This is a genomic window from Leifsonia sp. 2TAF2 (assembly GCF_052115085.1).
In the GTDB taxonomy this organism is placed as follows: domain Bacteria; phylum Actinomycetota; class Actinomycetes; order Actinomycetales; family Microbacteriaceae; genus Leifsonia.
On the sequence record NZ_JBFRFY010000001.1, the window covers coordinates 863,275 to 881,233 of the forward strand.

A 17,959-nucleotide genomic window follows, 5' to 3' on the forward strand; every position below is an offset into this window, starting at 1 on the left:
TTGCGGCCGAATCTCCTTCACTACTGCCAGTTGAAGGAGATTCGGGGCACGTTGTCGTTCGCTAGGGATCGCCGACGATGGACCCGACGCCGCCCCCGGTGGCCGGCCATCCACTCCGAGACGGACGCTGCGGTGGGCCTCGCGGACCGCTCGCTGCCGCTTCTCGGCCGCGATGCCCTCTATGCGGGGCGGCGGAGGCGTTCGCCCTCGTCCGCACGGGCGAGACGCGGGCGTTCGGGAATCTGATCCTGCGCAAAGGGCTCGCGGTGCCGCTCGCGCTCTGAGGAGACGCAGAACCGCCCCTGTCGCTGACGGCAGGGGCGGTTCGGCGTTCGGCGGGTCAGCTCGGGTCGCGAGGTGGGAGGGCGCCGAGGTCCGGCACGGCCTCCTTGCCCAAGTGCACCTCCAGGTCGTCGGCGCTCGGGGTCTTCGGCCGGCGTGCGGTCGGCCGGTCGAGGTAGAACAGCGCCGTCGAGGCGATGTCGTCGCGCAGCGGCAGGTAGCGCCAGCCGGAACGCCAGCCGAGGGCCTGGATGTCGACGCGCAGGCGCTCGGCGAAGTGGATGGGGTCGAGCAGGTGCCAGCGATACATCCCGAAACGCTGCTGGCTGCGGTACAGGCCGTCCGGCCGGAGCACCTGCGGCATCCCGAGGTACGGCGTGGTGAACTCGGTGTAGCCCTGGCCGGGGATGTCGAAGTTCCAGGCGCCGCCGAAGTAGTCCTCGGTGCCGGTGCCGCAGATGGTCGGGAACTCGTCGTCATCGTCGAGGTAGAACTTGATCTCGCCCTCGCCCCACCAGCCGTTGCTGTTGACGCCCCAGGCGATGTACGTGCCGACGTAGTGGCCGCTGCCCTCGATGCCCTCCACGATGGTGTGCGGTGTGAGGTGCTCGAGCGGGTTGCTGCGCCGCCACTGGGCGTGCAGGTAGCCGTCGGCGCTATAGTCGCCGCCGAGCTCGTACGTCACCTGGTAGTAGACCCGCACGGGCACGGTCGAGACGTTCTCGATGGTCAGGCGGGCGCCATCCTGGAACGGCATGGGCCAGTAGGAGTTGAACCCGCCGTTCGGATTGGCCGCGATGGGCTGCGAGCTGACCTGGGCGAACTCGCCCCAGCCGTTGCAGAAGAAGTCGCCGTACGGCACCTCGATCGCAGGCTCATCAGCGCCGTCCCAGTACGCGCGGAACAACAGCGTCCGCCAGTTGTCCTTGTGCGTGGTGATCCAGATGTGGGTGATCTTGCCCGCACCGGCGATCGAGACGAGCTCGAACGTCTCACCGGCCGGGATGTCCACGCTGGGGGAGATCTTCCACCCTGGTCCGAGGTCGCGTGCGCTGGCGGCGCCGGTGCCTTCGGTCGCCCGGCCGCCGCCGCCGCGGGAGCCGTCGAAGTTCTCCGGGCTGATCGAGCGGGTCTCCACGGCCCGCAAGTGCGAGATCGAGCTGAGGTCGGCGTTCGTCACGGATTCTCCTGTACGTCGTCGTGCGGATGAGAGGGGCGCGTCTGCTGCAGCCGACGGATCCTGCTGTCAACCAGGACCTTGGTGCAATCGATTTCATCACTGTAGAGTCGAGGAGCGGGGGTGTCAACAACGGACGCCGTGCGCGCTACAGTACGGAAACCGGCGAGTTCGCCGCACGAAGACACGGAGAGCCGATGCCGACGATCTACGAAGTGGCGGCCCTGGCGGGGGTGTCTCCCGCGACGGTTTCACGCGTTTTCAACGGCCTCAATGTCTCTCCCGAGAAGTCTCGCCTGGTGCGCGAGGCTGCGGCCGAGCTGTCCTTCACCCCGAGCCGCGCGGCCCGCACCCTGCGTCGCCAGCACTCGGAGGTCATCGCCCTCCTGATCCCCGACATCGAGAACCCGTTCTTCACTTCGCTCGCGCGCGGTGTCGAGGATGTGGCGCAGGAGGCCGGGTACTCCGTCGTCCTCTGCAACACCGATGAGGACCCGGAGAAGGAGACCAAGTACCTCGACATCGCGATCAGCGACAACATGGCCGGCGTCATCATCGCCGTCGCCGGCGACCACACCGACCTCGGCAAGCTGCTGGAGCGCCGCCGGCCCGTCGTTGCGGTCGACCGTGGTCCCCACGGCTTCGACATCGACGCGGTAATGGTCGACAACCGCGCGGGCGGCCATGCGGCCACGAGTCGACTGCTGGAGCAGGGCTTCCGGCGGATCGCCTGCATCACCGGCCCGAGTGACGTCGAGACCGCGCAGGAGCGCGCCGATGGATGGCGCGAGGTCGTCGCAGGGTCCGGGGTCTCCGATCCCGACCGCTACCTGCGCTACTCCAACTACCGGGTGAGTGGTGGCTTCGAGGCGATGAGCGAACTCCTGGAGCTGCCGGAGCCGCCGGACGCGGTGTTCGTGACCAACAACCTGATGAGCGTCGGCGCTCTGCAGCTGCTGGCCGAGCGTGGGATGGTGCCGCCGGCGTTCGGGATGGCCGTCTTCGGCGACCTGCCGTACGCGGGGTTCGCCCCGAAGGAGATCACGGTCGTCCACCTTCCTGCGCGACACCTCGGAGTGACGGCAGCCAAGCTGCTGCTCGACCGGATCAACGGCGACGACCAGCCCGCGCGCACCATCGTGCTGCGTAACGAGGTGGGAACCGGCGAGTAGGGCCCGGGCGCCCCGCTGACGCGCGGGCGCCGCATCCCTGCTTGACGGTGAAATCGATTTCTGCGACGCTGTGCGCATGAGCAGAGCCGCCACCGTCGGCGTCGACATCGGCACCTCCAGCAGCAAGGGCGTGCTGGTCACGACCGACGGCGATGTCCTCGCCACCGCCACGCGCGAGCACGCGGTCGACCGTCCGAAGCCGGGGTTCGTCGAGATGGATGCGCGCATCTGGTGGGACGAGTTCGCCGGCATCTGCCGCGAACTGCTGTCCGCCCCGGCTGCCGACGGCGTCGCGGTGGTCGCGGTCGGTGTGAGCGGGATGGGGCCGTGCGCCCTCATCACCGACGACGCGGGGGAGCCGCTTCGCCCGGCCATCCTGTACGGCATCGACACCCGGTCCACCGCTCAGATCGAACGGCTCACGGAGGAGTTCGGAGGAGCCGACGCCATCCGCGAGCGCTGCGGCTCCGCCCTGTCGACCCAGGCGGTCGGCCCCAAGCTCGCCTGGCTTGCCGAGAACGAACCCGAAGTCGCCGCCCGGCGCCGGCGGCTCTTCATGCCGAGCTCGTGGCTCGGCTTCCGGCTGACCGGCGAGTACTACCTGGACCACCACTCGGCGAGCCAGTGCACGCCGCTGCACGACGCGTCCGCGCAGGACTGGATCCCCGAATGGGCGCACGACGTCGCGCCGTGGGTCGACCTGCCGCCGCTGCTGTGGCCCGGCGAGGTGGCCGGGCGAGTCACCGTGGACGCCGCCGCCTCGACCGGCCTTCCCGCCGGCGTGCCCGTCATCGCCGGGACGATCGACGCCTGGTCGGAGGCCCTCAGCGTCGGCGCGCAGAACGACGGCGACCTCATGCTGATGTACGGGACGACCATGTTCCTGGTGAACACGGTGCCGGAGCCGGTGACCTCGTCCGCGCTGTGGGGCACCGTCGGCGCTCTTCCCGGCACGCACAACCTCGCAGGTGGGATGGCCACCTCGGGCGCCATCACCGCCTGGCTGCGCGAGCTGTTCGGCTCTCCGGGATACCCGGAGCTGATCGCACTCGCGGAGCGCTCGCCCGCCGGAGCCGGAGGGCTCTTGATGCTGCCGTACTTCGCGGGCGAGCGGACGCCCATCGCCGATCCGGACGCGCGCGGCGTCATCGTCGGCCTGACCGTCAGCCACACCCGCGGCGACCTCTACCGTGCAGCCCTGGAGGCCACTGCGTTCGGGGTCCGCCACAACATCGAGGTGATGGAGGCGGCGGGCGGTCGCATCGACCGGATCGTCGCGGTCGGCGGCGGTGCGCAGGGGACGCTGTGGACCCAGATCGTGAGCGATGTGACGGGACGCCCGCAGGCCATCCCGTCACTTGTCGTCGGAGCGAGCCTCGGCGCCGCGTTCCTGGCCGCTGCCGCAGTCGGTCCGGCCGATATCGACCGGTGGAACCCCGTCGTCGACGTGCGCTCGCCGCGTGCGGAGGCGGCGGAACTCTACGACGAGCTGTACGCGCTGTACCGCGGTCTCTACGTGCGCACGGCGGAGACCGCGCATGCGCTGGCGGACCTGCAGCGACGGTCCGCGTCGCTGGTGCTGGCTGGATAACGACCCGCGCGCGGTACTGCATTCGATTTCACGACAGCATCCCGCTTGTTTCAGGCGTCATGAGCTTGCATCGGCGCCAGAAGCGCGACATACTTGAAACCGATTTCACGCCACGTTGGCCGAGAAACGAGGAGCGTCGATGACGACGAACGCAGCACCGCCTCGCGCGTCCCGCGAGCTCGGCCCCGAGGCGCGGGTCGCCGCCTTCCCGCTCGGCGGGATTGGCACCGGCAACGTCTCGCTCGGAGCCCGCGGCGAACTCCGCGACTGGGAGCTGGTCAACGGGCCAGACAAGGGCACGGTGCTGCCGTTCACGTTCTTCGCCATCCACACCGCAACGGGCGGGGAGCGGGTCACCCGCATCCTAGAGGGCCGGCTGCCCGGGCCGCACGAGGGCGACCAGGGCTACGACGCCGGCCGCCTCGCCGGCCTTCCGCGCCTCGCCGGAAGCCGGCTGCGTGGCGAGTATCCGATCGCCACGGTCGACTTCGACGACGACGAACTGCCCGTCGACGTCCGGCTGACCGCCTTCACCCCCCTTGTGCCCTTGGATGCGGATGCCTCCGGCATCCCCGCCGCCGTCCTCCGCTACACCGTCACCAACCCGACCACCGCACCGGTCGACGTAACGATCGCCGGCTCGCTCGCCAACCCTGTCGGGATCACCGGCTGGAACGTCTTCCACTTCCCCGAGTTCAGGGGCGAACCCCGGATCGACTACGCCGACGACGGAACACTCCGCGGCCTTCGCTGCAGCAGCGACCTTCCCGCCCGTGACCCGCTCGCCGGCACCGTCGCCCTCACGACGGCGGACACCTCGGTGACGGTGAAGCCCCAGTGGCTGTCCGGCTTCTGGCAGGACGGCGTCCAGGTCTTCTGGGACGACTTCAGTGCTGACGGCCTGCTCGAGCCGGAGACGGCGTTCAGCATCGACGAGCCGCCCTATCCGGACTGGTTCGCTCGCCTGCGGGTCGGCTCTCTCGGGATCGTCCACACGCTCGCACCGGGCGAGAGCCGTGACTTCGAGTTCGAGCTGGCCTGGCACTTCCCGAACCGGCACCGCGCTTGGCAAGGCAACATCAACCTCGACAACGGTAACGCCGGCGAGACCGTCCGCAACCACTACGCGACTCTGTTCGAGAGCGCGTGGGACGCGGCGCGTCACCTGGTCGACCGGCTTCCGGAGCTGGAAGCTGCGACCCGCACATTCCACGACGTGCTCTTCGACGGCACGCTCCCGCCCGAGGTTGTCGACGCCGTCACCTCGACGCTGGTCGCCGCCCGCAGCACCACATGCTTCCGCCTGGAGGGTGGGGTCTTTGCCGCGTGGGAGGGCAGCTTCGACCACTCCGGAAGCTGCGAGGGCACGTGCACGCACGTGTGGAATTACGCGCAGACGCTCGCCCAGCTCTTCCCGGAGCTCGAACGCAGCGCCCGGCGCACGGAGTTCCTGCACGAGACGCGCGAGGACGGCAGGATGAACTTCCGCGCCAACAGCGTGTTCGGCAACGAACCGTGGGACTTCCATCCCGCCGTCGACGGCCAGCTGGGGGCGGTCGTCCGGCTGTACCGGGAATGGCGGTACAGCGGCGACGACGAGTTCCTCCTCGAGCTGTGGCCGGCCGCGCGCCGTGCGGTCGAGTTCGCGTTCACCGAGTGGGATGCGGACGGCGACGGCGTCCTGGACAGCCGCCAGCACAACACCTACGACATCGAGTTCTACGGCCCCAACTCCCTCGCCAACTCCATGTTCTTCGCCGCGCTCACGGCGGCGGCCGCCATGGCCGAGCATGTTGGCGACCGCGAGACCGCGACCCGGTTCCGGGAGGCCGCGGCGCGCGGAGCAGAGCGGATGGACGCGCTCCTGTTCAACGGCGAGTACTACGAGCAGCGACTCGACGATGTGGACGAGCGCCGCTACCAGTACGGGACCGGCTGCCTGAGCGACCAGCTGTTCGGCCAGAGCGTCGCCCACCTCGCCGGTCTGGGGCACATCCTGCCGCCGGATCATGTCCGAAGTGCGGTGAAGGCCGTGCACGCGCACAACTTCCGGCGTGAGCTGACCGGGCACCGCAGCGCGCAGCGCACCTACGCGCTGGACGACGAGTCCGGCCTGGTGCTGTGCTCCTGGCCGCGCGGCGGCCGCCCGCGCATTCCGTTCGTGTACTCCGATGAGGTCTGGACGGGGATCGAGTACCAGGTCGCCGCCCATCTCATCTTCGAGGGGTTCGTCGACGAGGGCCTCGAGATCGTGCGAGCCGTCCGATTCCGCCATGACGGCATCCGTCGCAACCCCTGGAATGAGGTCGAGTGCGGCAACCACTACGCACGCTCCCTCGCCAGCTGGGGCGTGCTGCTCGCACTGACGGGCGTGCAAGCGGATGCGGTCGAACGGACGCTGTCGCTGAGCCCCCGGCCCGCGGCCTTCCGCGACGGCGAGCTGCGCACCATCGTCACCACCGGCAGCGGCTGGGGCGAGCTGACCTTTCGCGACGGAGTCGCCCGGCTCCTCGTCCACGGCGGGCGGATCGACGCGGACGAGCTCCGCTTCGACCACCCCGACGGGGCCCGCTTCGGCGCATCGCACATCCACTTGCGTCCGGGTGACGTGCTCGAGCTCGTCCCGGCCTACGAACCACAACAACACATCGGAGGAACACGCCCATGAGCACCTACTCGCTGCCTCAGCCGCTCTCCCGGCCGGAGGCGCGCCCCCGCACCGTCTACACCGTCGCGAGCGGCGATCTGCGGCCGAGCGCCAACATCAAGTGCTGGCCGACGCAGGAGCAGCTGGAGCGGGACTTCGCCGGCGCGGTCGAGTCGCTCGGCTGGTCGGTGGAGCGCGGGCACTCCTTCGACGCCGCCAAGGGGCACGGATTCATCGACAGTCAGCGTGCCGGGATCGAGGTGTTCAAGAACATCCCGCCGACCGCACCGCTCGTGGTGGTCGACGCCGTGTGGCAGTACAGCCACCACGTGCTCGCCGGGCTGCGAACGCACCGCGGGCCGATCCTCGTCGTCGCGAACTGGTCGGGGGAGTTCCCTGGACTCGTCGGCCTTCTGAACCTCACCGGCAGCATGACGAAGGCAGGCGTCGAGTACTCGGCCCTCTGGAGTCCCGATTTCACCGATGACTGGGCCCGCGACGGCCTGCGGGCGTGGCTGGAGACCGGGCACGTGGAGCACGACCAGTCGCACGTCCGCGACCTGCCCGCTCTCGACCCGGAGGACCCGGAGGTCGCCCTCGGGGCGGCGCTCGCGCGGCAGCTCGCCGACGAGAAGGCCATCGTCGGCGTGTTCGACGAGGGCTGCATGGGCATGTACAACGCGATCATCGACGACGAACTCCTGAACCCGCTCGGCATCTACAAGGAGCGCCTCTCGCAGAGTGCGCTCGTCGCCGAGATGAACCGGGTGACCGACGAGGAGGCCCTCGCCGTGCGCGGCTGGCTCGACGACCGCGGGTTCACGTTCCACTTCGGGACGGATGAGGCGACCGAGCTGACCGAGGCGCAGGTGCTCAGCCAGTTCAAGATGTACATCGCGGCCGTGCGCATCAGCGACGACTTCGGATTGGATGCGGTCGGCATCCAGTATCAGCAGGGACTGAAGGACACCGTCCCGGCCAGTGACCTGGCGGAGGGGCTGCTCAACAACGTCGAGCGCCCGCCGGTGCTCAGCCGCGACGGCGCGCGCGAGCTTTACGCCGGTGCGCCGCTGCCGCACTTCAACGAGGTGGATGAAGGCGTCGCGGTGGACGCGCTGGTCACCAACCGCATCTGGACCGCGATGGGATTCGACCCGGCGACGACCCTGCACGACATCCGCTGGGGCGAGGAGTTCGACGGCGAGTTCGTCTGGGTGTTCGAGATCTCAGGTTCCGTGCCGGCCTCCCACAACGGCGGCTACGACAAGAGCTACAGCATGCGGCAGCCTCCCATGTTCTTCCCCCTCGGCGGCGGAACGCTGAGCGGCGTCTCCAAGCCCGGGGAGATCGTCTGGTCGCGCGTGTTCATCATGGACGGCGAACTGCACGTCGACCTCGGTCGCGGTCATGTGGTCGAGCTCCCGGAGGAGGAGACGCAGCGCCGGCTGGACGCGACGGACCCGCAGTGGCCGATCATGCACGCGGTGCTGCACGGGGTCAGCCGCGACCAGCTGATGGCCCGGCACAAGGCCAACCACGCGCAGGTCGCCTACGCTCCGGATGCGGAGGCCGCCGATCGGGCGCTGCGCGCGAAGGCGGCGTTCTTCGCCGAGCTGGGCGTGAACGTGCACCTGTGCGGCGACGTGACGGTCGACGCCGCCGACAGCCGCGTTCCCGTCGGCGCCGAGGCTGCCGTCTGACCGGATCCTGCGATCGAGTGGTCGCAACACGCCGTCACTCGGCCCCCGCTGACGGCGTGTTGCGACCACTAGATCACGGGAGGACGGGCGTGCCCGCGCTCCAGACCTGGCGGACGCGGAAGTCGGCGTCGAGCAGGACGGCGTCGGCAGCGTAGCCGGGCTGCAGCCGGCCGAGGTCGGAGCCGCGGCCGATCGCGGCGGCGGGCGTCTCGGTGAGCGCGCGCACGGCGTCGTCGACGGGGATGCCGACGTCGAGCACCGCGCGCCGGAGCGCGTCGTCCAGCGTCAGGGTCGAGCCCGCGATCGAGCCGCCGCCGGCCAGCCGGGCGACGCCGTCGCGCACCTCCACCTCCAGCGACCCGAGCAGGTAGTCTCCGTCGGCGGCGCCGGCTGCGGCCATCGCATCCGTCACCAGGGCCAGCCGTCCGGGCGCTGAGGCGAACGCGATCCGCACCATCTCCGGGTGCACATGGACGCCGTCGTTGACGATCTCCAGGGTCACGCCGGGCGTCCGCGCGGCTGCGGCGACCGGTCCGGGCGCCCGGTGGTGCAGCCCCGGCATCGCGTTGAAGGCGTGGGTGAGGATGCTCGCCCCGGCGTCGAACGCCGCCAGCGTCTGGTCGTAGTCCGCGTCGGTGTGCCCGACCGCGACCGCGACGCCCGCTGCGGAGAACGCGCGCACCGCATCCATCGCACCGGGAAGTTCGGGCGCGATGGTGATCTGCCGCAGGGTTCCGTCGGCGGCGTCCAGCAGCAGCCCGACGTCCGCCGGGGTGGGCGGGCGCAGCAGCGACGGATCGTGCGCGCCCTTGTGACCGACGTCGAGGAACGGCCCCTCCAGGTGCGAGCCCAGGATGCGCGGGTCGACCGCCGTGAGACGGGCCACCTCCCGCAGTCGCTCGGCCAGGTCCTCCACCGGAGCGGTCACCAGAGAGATCACCGTCCGGGTGGTTCCGTGCCGCCGGTTCAGGTCGAGCGCGCGCGCGATGGCCTCGCCGCCGTCGTCGAAGCTCGCGCCGCCTCCGCCGTGCACGTGGATGTCGATGAAGCCGGGGGTCAGCCAGGCGCCCGCCGCATCCGTCGACGAGTCGGCGTCTGCGTCAGCACCCGCCTCCCGCCAGCCCCCGCCCGTACCGACAGCCGCGACCCGGTCGCCCTCGAACCGCACCCAGCCGTCGTCGACGATCGTCCCGCCGTCGACCAGCCGTGCCGAGTGGATGACGTGGCCGCCGCTCACGCGACGATCACCTCGATGCCCTGCTCCACGAACGCGGCCCGCTGCTCGGCGGTGATCCCGTCGTCCGTGATGAGCGTCGTCAGCACCTTCGGGCCGCCCAGGGTCGCGAAGGCCTTGCGGCCGATCTTGGTCGAGTCCGCGACGACCACGGCCCGGGTCGCGCGGCGGGCCATCAGCGAGTTGACGCTCGCCTCGCCCTCGTCGTGGACGGTGGCGCCGACGATGGGGTCGATGCCGTTGACGCCGATGAAGGCGATGTCCATGGTGATCTTCTCCAGCACCACATCGCTGTACGGGCCGACGAGCTCGTACGAGCGGGCGTGCACGACGCCGCCGGTCATCACCGTCTTGATCTGCGGGCGCATCACGAGTTGCGCGGCGATGTTGATCGCGTTGGTGACGACGGTGAGGCTGGGATGCGGCGACGGCTCCATCAGGTCCGGGCGCGATCCCAGCACGGTGGCGACCGCGGTGCTCGTCGTCCCCCCGCAGAGGCCGACGACCGCGCCTCGCGGCACGAGCGCGCTCGCCGCCTGCGCGATCCGCAGCTTCTCGGGCGCGCGCTGCTCGCGCTTGTACCTGATGGGCAGGTCGTAGGCGACGGACTGGCCGATCGCCCCGCCGCGGGTCCGGGTGAGCAGCTGCTGGGAGGCGAGGGCGTCGAGGTCGCGCCGCGCGGTCGCGGCGGAGACATCCAGCTTGGCGACGATGTCGTCGACCTCGACCGTTCCGGCCTCCGCCAGGAGGTCGAGCACGGCGTTGAGGCGCTCCGCTCTGTTCATCGCTGTCCCGCTTCCGTTCCGCCTGCCACGTCGAACAGGATCATCAGTCGAGCCGCCTCCCGCGTCACCGCGGTCCGCCCCTCCCGCACGTACTTCCGCGGGTCCACCGCCTCGGGATGCGCGGCCAGGTACTCCCGGACGCTTTCGGTGAAGAACCGGTTGAGGTGGGTGGAGACGTTGACCTTGGTGATCCCTGCGCGGATCGCCGCGATGATCGTCTCATCCGCGACGCCGCTCGACCCGTGCAGGACGAGCGGAACCGGTACGGCGTGTCGCAGCCGGGCGATCAGGTCGAGGTCGAGCTCGGCGCTGCGTTCCGTCATGGCGTGGGAGCTGCCGACGGCGACCGCGAGCGCATCCACCCCGGTTTCCTCGACGAAGCGCCGGGCTTCCTCGGGGTCCGTCCGCACCCCGGGCGCGTGGGCGCCGTCCTTGCCGCCGATCTCGCCCAACTCTGCCTCCACCAGCACGTCATTGGCATGCGCGTGCTCGACCACGCGCACGGTCGCGGCGACGTTGTGCTCGTAGTCGAGTCTCGATCCATCGAACATCACCGAGCCGAAGCCGGATTCGACAGCCCGCCGGGCCAGCTGCTCGTCCTCGGCGTGGTCGAGGTGCACGGCGACGTGCGCGCTCGACTCGCGGGCGAGGGCGAGCGTCGCCGCGGCGATGGGCTCGAGCGAGCCGTGGTAGGCGACGCAGTTCTGCGAGATCTGCAGGATGACGGGGAGGCCGGTGACTTCGGCAGCGTCAACGAGCGCCTCGGCGGTCTCCAGCTGGATGACGTTGAAGGCGGCGAGCCCGGTGCGGCGGCCGACGGCCGCGTGCAGCAGGTCGGCGGTGGGAACGAGAGGCATGACGGCGGCTCCGGCGGGTGCGATGGGTGCGATGGATGCGGTGGACGGTGGCGGGATGGGTTCAGCCGGTCACGAGGCGTGCCTCGAACTCCGGGTAAGACGGATCGAGTTCGCCCGCGAGCGGCGCGAGTACGGCGGCGGCCGACCACGCCGTGGCCCGGCGCAGCAGGGTGCCGGGGTCGTCGATCCCCTCGGCGAGCAGGGAGGCGACCGCCGCGACGGCGGCATCCCCTGCCCCGGTGGCGTTGCCGGTCAGCGGCTCGGGCAGCCGTGCGTGCAGGGGCTCGCCCGAGCGCGGAACGGCGAGCATCCCCTCGGCGCCGAGCGACACGAGAACGAGCCCTGCGCCGAGGTCGAGGAGGACGCGGGCACCCTCGACGGGGTCGTCGTTTCCGGTGGTCTCAGCGAGTTCGCGACGGTTGGGTTTCACGACGGAGGCCCCGGCCTCGGCCGCGAGAACGAGCGCCGCTCCGACGGCGTCGATGACGCTGGGCAGTCCGCGTGCTTCGGCGGCGGCCACGAGCCGCGCGTAGAAGTCGTCTGGCGCATCCGCGGGCAGACTTCCCGAGCCGGCGACGCACGCCGCGGGCACGACGAGCCGGGCGACGGCGTCGTCCAGCGCGGTCCACTCTGCAGCGGTGAGCGCATGCCCGGTCTCGTTGATCACCGTCGTCTCGCCGGTGGTCGCGTCGACGATCGCGACGCTGCTCCGGGTCTCCGCCTCGACCGGGACGAGTTCGGACGGCAGCCCAGCGGACTCCAGTTCGTCGGCCAGCCGCAGACCCGCTGGGCCGCCCGCCGTGGTCAGCGCGAACGCATGCCCGCCGGTCTGCGCGATGACCCGCGCGACGTTGAGCCCCTTGCCCCCGGCGCGCATGGCCGGGGGAGCGGCGCGATGCGTCTCGCCCGGCAGCAGCGCGGGGACGCGATAGGTGAGGTCGAGAGCCGGGTTCGGCGTGACGGTGAGAATCATGTCGCGGCCTCCGCATCCATCACCCGAGTGGATGCGGTCAGCGCGAGCAGATCGCGCGCTCGCAGCGCCGCCCCGATCACGCCTGCGTTCTCACCGATGCTCGCCGGCAGCAGCGCGGGCCGCCGGTGGAAGGTGAGGATGCGGTCCAGCTTCTCGGCGAGCGGTTCGAACAGTGCGGGGCCGGCCTGCGCCAGTCCGCCGCCGATGACCACGGCCTCCGGTGCGAGCAGCGCGACGGTGTGCGAGAGGTCGAGCGCCAGCGCGTCGAGCGCCGAGTCCCAGACCTGCGCGGCGATCGGATCACCGTCCTTCGCCCGGGCGAGCACCTCGCGCGCCCCGGGCAGGTCGGCTCCGGTCGCGGCGTTGTAGCGACGGGCGATCGCCGCAGCCGACGCGACCGCCTCGAGGCAGCCGATCCCGCCGCACGCGCAGAGCGGTCCGTCGGCGACCCGGGAGTGTCCCATCTCGCCGGCCAGGCCGCCTCCCGCGTAGAGGTGACCGTCGAGGAAGATCGCCCCGGCGATGCCGGTGCCGATCACCATCACGACGACGTCCCGGTAGGGCGCCGCCGCACCGAGCCGGTGCTCCGCCTCGCCCGCGCCGCGCACGTCGTGGCTGAACGAGACGGGGATCCCGAGCACGTCTGTCGCGCGGTCGCGGAACGGGAAATCGTGCCAACCCAGGTTCTCGGCGAAGATGCCGATGCCGGCGTCGTCATCCACGTGACCGGGAACCAGCAGGCCTGCGGCCCCCGGCACGATCTCCGGGTGCTTCGCGCGGAATCGCGCGGCCAGCTCACCGAGTGCGGACACGACCGCTTCGCCCGTGGCCGCCCCGGCATGCGGCGTGGGGATGCGCACCACGCTCGCCAGCCGACCCTCGGCATCGACCAGCGCCGCCTTGGTGTCGGTCCCACCGACGTCGAACGCCAGCACCGGCTCGCCTGCCCCCAGCGGGGCGGCGGCCGGTGACGGGTGCGCCACGTCGGCGTTCACGGGGTCTGGGTTCACGGGGTCTGCGCTCACGGGGTCCGGCTTCACGAGGGGAGGATGACCGATCGGGTCAGGTTGCGCGGGCTGTCCGGGTCGAGGCCCGCACGGCGGGCACGCGCCAGCGCCACCCGCTGCGCGCGGACCAGGTCGGCCATCCCGTCGATGGGGCGGTCCTCGAAGCGCGCACCGGTGACCGCGAGGTCGCCGGCGAGTCCAGCGGGCGCTTCGCCGAGCATCCAGGTCACGCGGCCCGGGGCCGCGATCGCGATCGGTCCGTGCCGGTACTCCTTGGCCGGGTACGACTCGGTCCATGACTGCGAGGCCTCGCGCATCTTGAGCGCCGCCTCGTGCGCGAGGCCGACCGTCCATCCGGCGCCGAGGAAGGCGTACTGCTCGGCGGCGATCAACTCGTCGTCGAGTTCCTCCTCGATGGCGGCGGCCGCCTGGTCGATGGCGGGGGAGAGGTCATGGCCGAGGGAGGCGCGGATGAGCGCGAGCGCCGTCGTCGCGAAGCGGGTCTGCACCACCGACTGCTCGTCGGCGAACGGCAGGCGGATGGCCGTGTCGACCAGGTCGACCAGCGGCGTCTCCGGGTCGCCGACGATGCCGATCGTCCGCGCGCTGTTGCCGGAAGTCCGCATCGCATCGAGCAGTTCGAGCACTTCAGTCGTGGTGCCCGAGCGGGTGATCGCGACGACCGCACCATAGTTCCTGGCAAGAAATGCACCGCGGTCCACGAACGCCTCGGAAGCGGCGAAGGCGTCGGTGACCCCGTGGCCCGCACTCTCGCGGAGCGCCGCATACGATTGCGCCATGAACCACGAGGTGCCGCAGCCGACGACGGCGATGCGCTCACCGGCGGCGGGCAGCAGGGACTGCTCCTCGCGCAGGTCCGCGGCGGTCGCCCAGGTCTGCGGCTGCGACCGCAGCTCGGCCTCCATGTGGGCTCCGGCGGTGGGTGCGTGCGTCACTGATCGCTCCTGTTCTGCTCTTCGCGGCTGAGTGCGCGCATCTCTGGGCTCAATGATCGCTGATGATCGATCGCTCTGTCTAGTGATCATGTTCAATCGTTTACGACCCAGGAGGCGGAGCCAGCAGCCTCCCGTGTAAACCCCATGTAACGATCTTCCGCCCGCTCCTTGACGCGGGGAGACGGACGCGCCATGATTTCGAACATCCAATGAGTGCAAGTGCTTGTTTCTTCACGAAACAAATCACTAAGCATCAACAGCTACGCATCGTCGCGCAGGGCACCATCAGCAGTGACGGTTCGTGTTCTTTCCAAGAAGTGAGGAAGTCAATGAAGAAGTCACTGCGGTGGGGTGCTGCGATTGCGACCGCGGCTCTAGCCACCACGACGCTCGCCTCCTGCGGCTTCAGCGGCGGGTCCGGGGGCTCGTCCGGCGGCGCGCAGTCCCTCGACCTGATGGTCGCGAGCTACTCGGACAACACCAAGTCCGAGTGGCAGCAGATCATCAAGGACTTCGAGGCCAAGAACAGCGACATCAAGGTCAACCTCGACGTCGAATCCTGGACCGACATCAACAACGTCATCAAGACGCGCATCCAGGCTCAGAAGCAGCCGGACATCCTGAACATCGACGCGTTCGCCGGCTTCGCCGCCGACGACCTGCTCTACCCGGCCAAGGACATCGTCTCCTCGGCCACGCTGAACGACTTCCAGGACGCCTTCAAGAAGAACGCGAGCATCGACGGCACCCAGTACGGCCTGCCGTTCATCGCCTCGGCCCGCGCGCTGTTCTACAACAAGGACGACTTCAGCAAGGCCGGCATCTCGGCCCCGCCGAAAACCTGGGCCGAGTTCGAGGAGGACGCTGCCAAGCTCAAGGCGGCCGGCGTCACCCCCTACGGCATGCCGCTCGGAAGCGAGGAGGCCCAGGCCGAGACCGCCCTCTGGTTCTACGGAGCAGGCGGCGGCTACGGCGACGCCAAGAAGCTGACGATCGACTCCACTGAGAACGTCGCAGGCGCCACGGAGATGAAGAAGATCATCGACCAGGGCTACACCCAGCCGAACCCGGGTTCGACGAACCGCACACCGCTGCTGAACGTCTTCATCCAGGGCCAGCTCGGCATGCAGGTGGGCCTCCCGCCGACAGTCGGACAGCTCAAGGACAAGAACCCGTCGCTGCAGTACGGCATCGCGCCGATCCCCACCAAGGACGGCTCGGCGTTCACGCTGGGCGTGGCGGACCACCTGATGGCCTTCAAGAACAAGACGGACAAGACCGCCTCGATCAAGAAGTTCCTCGACTACTTCTACTCGAAGGACGTCTACACCAAGTGGGTCAAGGCGGAGGGCTTCCTGCCCACCACCAAGTCGGGCGCCGACGTGATGGGCTCGGATGAGACCATCAAGCCCTTCCTCGACCTGCTGCCGAACGCGAAGTTCTACCCGTCCACCAACCCGAACTGGTCGGCCGCGCAGGGCGCCATCCAGAGCCAGATCGGTCAGCTCGGTCAGGGTGCGAACCCCGAAGAGCTGCTGAAGTCCATCCAGGCGAAGGCCGACGGCCAGTAGTCCGGATGACCAGCACCACTGAAGCGACCCGCGCGGGGGCGGCCACCGGCCGTCCCCGCGGCGGGGCGTCCCCCAAGCCCCGCGGCGGATCGTCCGACCTCTGGCACGCCGTGCCGTGGACGCTGCCCGCCCTCATCCTGATCTTCGGAGTCGTGCTGTTCCCGGCCGGCTACATGATCTACAACTCCACCCGGAAGATCTCGCTCGCCGGCGTCGACCACGGATCGGTCGGCCTGAAGAACTACCTCACGGTGCTCTCCCGCCCGGAGCTTCCGGGCATCCTGCTGAACACGCTCGTCTGGGTGGTCTCGGTCGTCGTGATCACCGTCGTGGTGTCGCTCGCCCTGGCGCAGTTCCTGAACCGCAACTTCCCGGGCCGGCGCTGGGTACGGATGGCGATCATCGTCCCGTGGGCCGCCAGCGTCGTGATGACCACGACCGTCTTCGTGTACGGGCTCGACCCGTTCTACGGCATCATCAACAAGTTCCTGGTCGACATCCACGTGCTCGCCGAGCCGTTCGGCTTCACCAAGGAGCCCATCCCGGCGTTCATCTCGTCCATCGGGATCGCCGTGTTCGTCTCCCTGCCGTTCACGACCTACACAATCCTGGCCGGGCTCGCCGGCATCCCGGGCGACATGCTCGAGGCGGCGAAAATGGATGGGGCCAGCGCCACCCGCTCCTACTTCAGCGTGACGCTGCCGAACCTGCGCAACGCCATCGCACTGGCTGCGCTGATCAACATCATCAACGTGTTCAACTCGCTCCCCATCCTGAAACTCATGACGGGGTCGATCCCCGGCTACAAGGCCGACACCACCACCACGTACGTGTTCAAGCTGCTGCAGAACGAGCAGCGCATCGACCTCTCCAGCGCGCTCAGCGTGATCAACTTCCTGATCGTGCTCGTGGTCGTGGGCATCTACCTGTGGGTCGTCAAGCCGATGAAGGAGGTCTCGTGACCGCGCCGGCCCCGACTCTGATCGCTGGAGCGCCGAAAGCGCGCAGCCGCCGCCCCCGCGAGTCCGCGTTCACCTGGCGCACCGCCGGGAAGATGCTCGCAGGGCTCGTCATCGCCCTGGTCTTCATCGCGCCGTACCTGATCATGCTGGTCGGCTCGTTCAAGAGCAGGAACAACATCCTCGCGGTGCCGCCGACCTACCTGCCCGAGCAGTGGCATCCCGAGAACTACCTCACGATGTGGTCGACGCCGGAGACCCCTCTGCCGTACAACCTCATCTCGACGATCGTGATCTCCGTGTTCGCGACGGCGCTGGTGCTGCTGGTGTGCGTGCCGGCCGCGTACTACACCGCGCGGTTCCGCTTCCCGGGCCGAGGGATCTTCCTGTTCCTCGTGATCGTCACGCAGATGCTGCAGCCGACCGTGCTCGCCACAGGCCTCTTCAAGGAGATGGTGGCGCTCGGAATCAACGACACCTGGCTCGCGATGATCCTCGTGAACGCGGCGTTCAACCTCGCGTTCGCGATCTGGATCATGCACAGCTTCTTCGCCGGTGTGCCGAAGGAGGTCGACGAGGCGGCACAGCTGGATGGTGCGGGCAAGTGGACGGTCCTGTTCCGCGTCCAGCTGCCGCTGGTCTGGCCGGGGATCGTCACGGCGATCATCTACACGTTCGTGGCGTCGTGGAACGAGTTCGCGGCGAGCCTGGTGATCCTCTCGACGGATGCGAACCAGCCGCTGTCGGTGGCGCTCACCAAGTTCGTCGGGCAGTACGACGCGGCCTGGCAGTACGTGTTCGCGGTGTCGGTGGTCGCGGTGATCCCCGTCGTGATCCTGTTCATGCTCATCGAGAAGCGGCTGGTCGGTGGCCTCACCGCCGGCAGCGTGAAGTAGCCCCTCGGTCTGGAAGCTTCTCGAGTAAGGGCCAGGCGGGAGGCGCCGCTCGTGTGGCGCGATGCGGTCGCCTCCCGCCGGATGAGGACATTCTCAGGCCCGAGTCAACCGCTGCCCGGGGCCGTTCGTCGGCGGTACCATCCGAAAGGCGA

General features: G+C 69.6%; 15 protein-coding genes. 8 read left to right on the forward strand and 7 right to left on the reverse strand.

Translation table 11 applies throughout. The annotated features are described in order from the left end of the window. Nucleotides 1-77: 77 nt before the first annotated feature. On the forward strand, nt 78-284 hold the full coding sequence (locus AB4Z18_RS04170) for an RbsD/FucU domain-containing protein (RefSeq protein ID WP_441781437.1): 207 nt from the start codon (nt 78-80) through the stop codon (nt 282-284). 56 nt (nt 285-340) lie between these two features. On the opposite strand, the gene AB4Z18_RS04175 is transcribed toward AB4Z18_RS04170, so the two are convergent. Then, nucleotides 341-1,462 carry a glycoside hydrolase family 172 protein gene (locus AB4Z18_RS04175; RefSeq protein ID WP_441781438.1) on the reverse strand — a complete coding sequence of 374 codons (1,122 nt, stop codon included), beginning with the start codon at nt 1,460-1,462 and terminating at the stop codon, nt 341-343. Nucleotides 1,463-1,656: 194 nt separating this feature from the next. On the opposite strand from AB4Z18_RS04175, the gene AB4Z18_RS04180 reads away from it, so the two are divergent. From AB4Z18_RS04180 to AB4Z18_RS04195, 4 genes are all read left to right on the forward strand, one after another. Next, nucleotides 1,657-2,631 carry a LacI family DNA-binding transcriptional regulator gene (locus tag AB4Z18_RS04180; RefSeq protein WP_441781439.1) on the forward strand — a complete coding sequence of 325 codons (975 nt, stop codon included), beginning with the start codon at nt 1,657-1,659 and terminating at the stop codon, nt 2,629-2,631. 76 nt (nt 2,632-2,707) lie between these two features. Beyond that, a complete protein-coding gene (locus tag AB4Z18_RS04185) occupies nt 2,708-4,222 on the forward strand; it encodes an FGGY-family carbohydrate kinase (RefSeq protein WP_441781440.1) in 1,515 nt (504 codons plus the stop codon). Nucleotides 4,223-4,361: 139 nt separating this feature from the next. Then, entirely contained in the window at nt 4,362-6,890 is a 2,529-nt protein-coding gene (locus AB4Z18_RS04190) for a GH116 family glycosyl-hydrolase (RefSeq protein ID WP_441781441.1), read from the forward strand. Further along, nucleotides 6,887-8,569, forward strand: coding sequence for a fucose isomerase (locus tag AB4Z18_RS04195; RefSeq protein ID WP_441781442.1), 1,683 nt, complete (start codon nt 6,887-6,889; stop codon nt 8,567-8,569). Before AB4Z18_RS04190 ends, AB4Z18_RS04195 begins: the two co-directional genes overlap by 4 nt. Before the next feature lie 73 nt (nt 8,570-8,642). Here the strand turns inward: AB4Z18_RS04195 and nagA are convergent, their stop codons facing one another. The 6 genes from nagA to AB4Z18_RS04225 form a co-directional block, all read right to left on the reverse strand. Further along, entirely contained in the window at nt 8,643-9,806 is a 1,164-nt protein-coding gene (nagA, locus tag AB4Z18_RS04200; protein ID WP_441781443.1) for an N-acetylglucosamine-6-phosphate deacetylase, read from the reverse strand. Then, nucleotides 9,803-10,588, reverse strand: coding sequence for a DeoR/GlpR family DNA-binding transcription regulator (locus tag AB4Z18_RS04205; RefSeq protein WP_441781444.1), 786 nt, complete (start codon nt 10,586-10,588; stop codon nt 9,803-9,805). Before AB4Z18_RS04205 ends, nagA begins: the two co-directional genes overlap by 4 nt. Continuing rightward, entirely contained in the window at nt 10,585-11,445 is an 861-nt protein-coding gene (locus AB4Z18_RS04210) for a class II fructose-bisphosphate aldolase (protein ID WP_441781445.1), read from the reverse strand. The genes AB4Z18_RS04205 and AB4Z18_RS04210 overlap by 4 nt, the downstream gene beginning before the upstream one ends. Before the next feature lie 61 nt (nt 11,446-11,506). Next, the gene (locus tag AB4Z18_RS04215) at nt 11,507-12,418 is read right to left on the reverse strand and encodes a 1-phosphofructokinase family hexose kinase (protein ID WP_441781446.1); all 912 of its coding nucleotides are present in this window, start codon (nt 12,416-12,418) and stop codon (nt 11,507-11,509) included. Next, nucleotides 12,415-13,353, reverse strand: a complete 939-nt coding sequence (locus tag AB4Z18_RS04220; protein ID WP_441782969.1) for an ROK family protein — start codon at nt 13,351-13,353, stop codon at nt 12,415-12,417. Before AB4Z18_RS04220 ends, AB4Z18_RS04215 begins: the two co-directional genes overlap by 4 nt. Before the next feature lie 101 nt (nt 13,354-13,454). Then, entirely contained in the window at nt 13,455-14,351 is an 897-nt protein-coding gene (locus AB4Z18_RS04225; protein WP_441782970.1) for an SIS domain-containing protein, read from the reverse strand. Nucleotides 14,352-14,710: 359 nt separating this feature from the next. Here AB4Z18_RS04225 and AB4Z18_RS04230 point away from each other — a divergent pair, with 359 nt between their 5' ends. From AB4Z18_RS04230 to AB4Z18_RS04240, 3 genes are read left to right on the forward strand one after another with little or no spacing between them, the layout of a single operon-like run. Beyond that, nucleotides 14,711-15,952: an extracellular solute-binding protein gene (locus tag AB4Z18_RS04230; protein ID WP_441781447.1), complete on the forward strand. Its 1,242-nt coding sequence runs from the start codon at nt 14,711-14,713 to the stop codon at nt 15,950-15,952. 5 nt (nt 15,953-15,957) lie between these two features. Beyond that, nucleotides 15,958-16,914 carry a carbohydrate ABC transporter permease gene (locus tag AB4Z18_RS04235; RefSeq protein WP_441781448.1) on the forward strand — a complete coding sequence of 319 codons (957 nt, stop codon included), beginning with the start codon at nt 15,958-15,960 and terminating at the stop codon, nt 16,912-16,914. Next, on the forward strand, nt 16,911-17,807 hold the full coding sequence (locus AB4Z18_RS04240) for a carbohydrate ABC transporter permease (RefSeq protein ID WP_441781449.1): 897 nt from the start codon (nt 16,911-16,913) through the stop codon (nt 17,805-17,807). Before AB4Z18_RS04235 ends, AB4Z18_RS04240 begins: the two co-directional genes overlap by 4 nt. Nucleotides 17,808-17,959: the final 152 nt, after the last annotated feature.

Bases quoted from the DNA above. Each gene is read 5' to 3' on its own strand.
- AB4Z18_RS04170 (WP_441781437.1), top strand. From the start codon at position 78: ATGGACCCGACGCCGCCCCCGGTGGCCGGCCATCCACTCCGAGACGGA.
- AB4Z18_RS04180 (WP_441781439.1), top strand. From the start codon at position 1,657: ATGCCGACGATCTACGAAGTGGCGGCCCTGGCGGGGGTGTCTCCCGCG.
- AB4Z18_RS04185 (WP_441781440.1), top strand. From the start codon at position 2,708: ATGAGCAGAGCCGCCACCGTCGGCGTCGACATCGGCACCTCCAGCAGC.
- AB4Z18_RS04190 (WP_441781441.1), top strand. From the start codon at position 4,362: ATGACGACGAACGCAGCACCGCCTCGCGCGTCCCGCGAGCTCGGCCCC.
- AB4Z18_RS04195 (WP_441781442.1), top strand. From the start codon at position 6,887: ATGAGCACCTACTCGCTGCCTCAGCCGCTCTCCCGGCCGGAGGCGCGC.
- AB4Z18_RS04205 (WP_441781444.1), bottom strand. From the start codon at position 10,588: ATGAACAGAGCGGAGCGCCTCAACGCCGTGCTCGACCTCCTGGCGGAG.
- AB4Z18_RS04210 (WP_441781445.1), bottom strand. From the start codon at position 11,445: ATGCCTCTCGTTCCCACCGCCGACCTGCTGCACGCGGCCGTCGGCCGC.
- AB4Z18_RS04215 (WP_441781446.1), bottom strand. From the start codon at position 12,418: ATGATTCTCACCGTCACGCCGAACCCGGCTCTCGACCTCACCTATCGC.
- AB4Z18_RS04225 (WP_441782970.1), bottom strand. From the start codon at position 14,351: ATGGAGGCCGAGCTGCGGTCGCAGCCGCAGACCTGGGCGACCGCCGCG.
- AB4Z18_RS04230 (WP_441781447.1), top strand. From the start codon at position 14,711: ATGAAGAAGTCACTGCGGTGGGGTGCTGCGATTGCGACCGCGGCTCTA.
- AB4Z18_RS04235 (WP_441781448.1), top strand. From the start codon at position 15,958: ATGACCAGCACCACTGAAGCGACCCGCGCGGGGGCGGCCACCGGCCGT.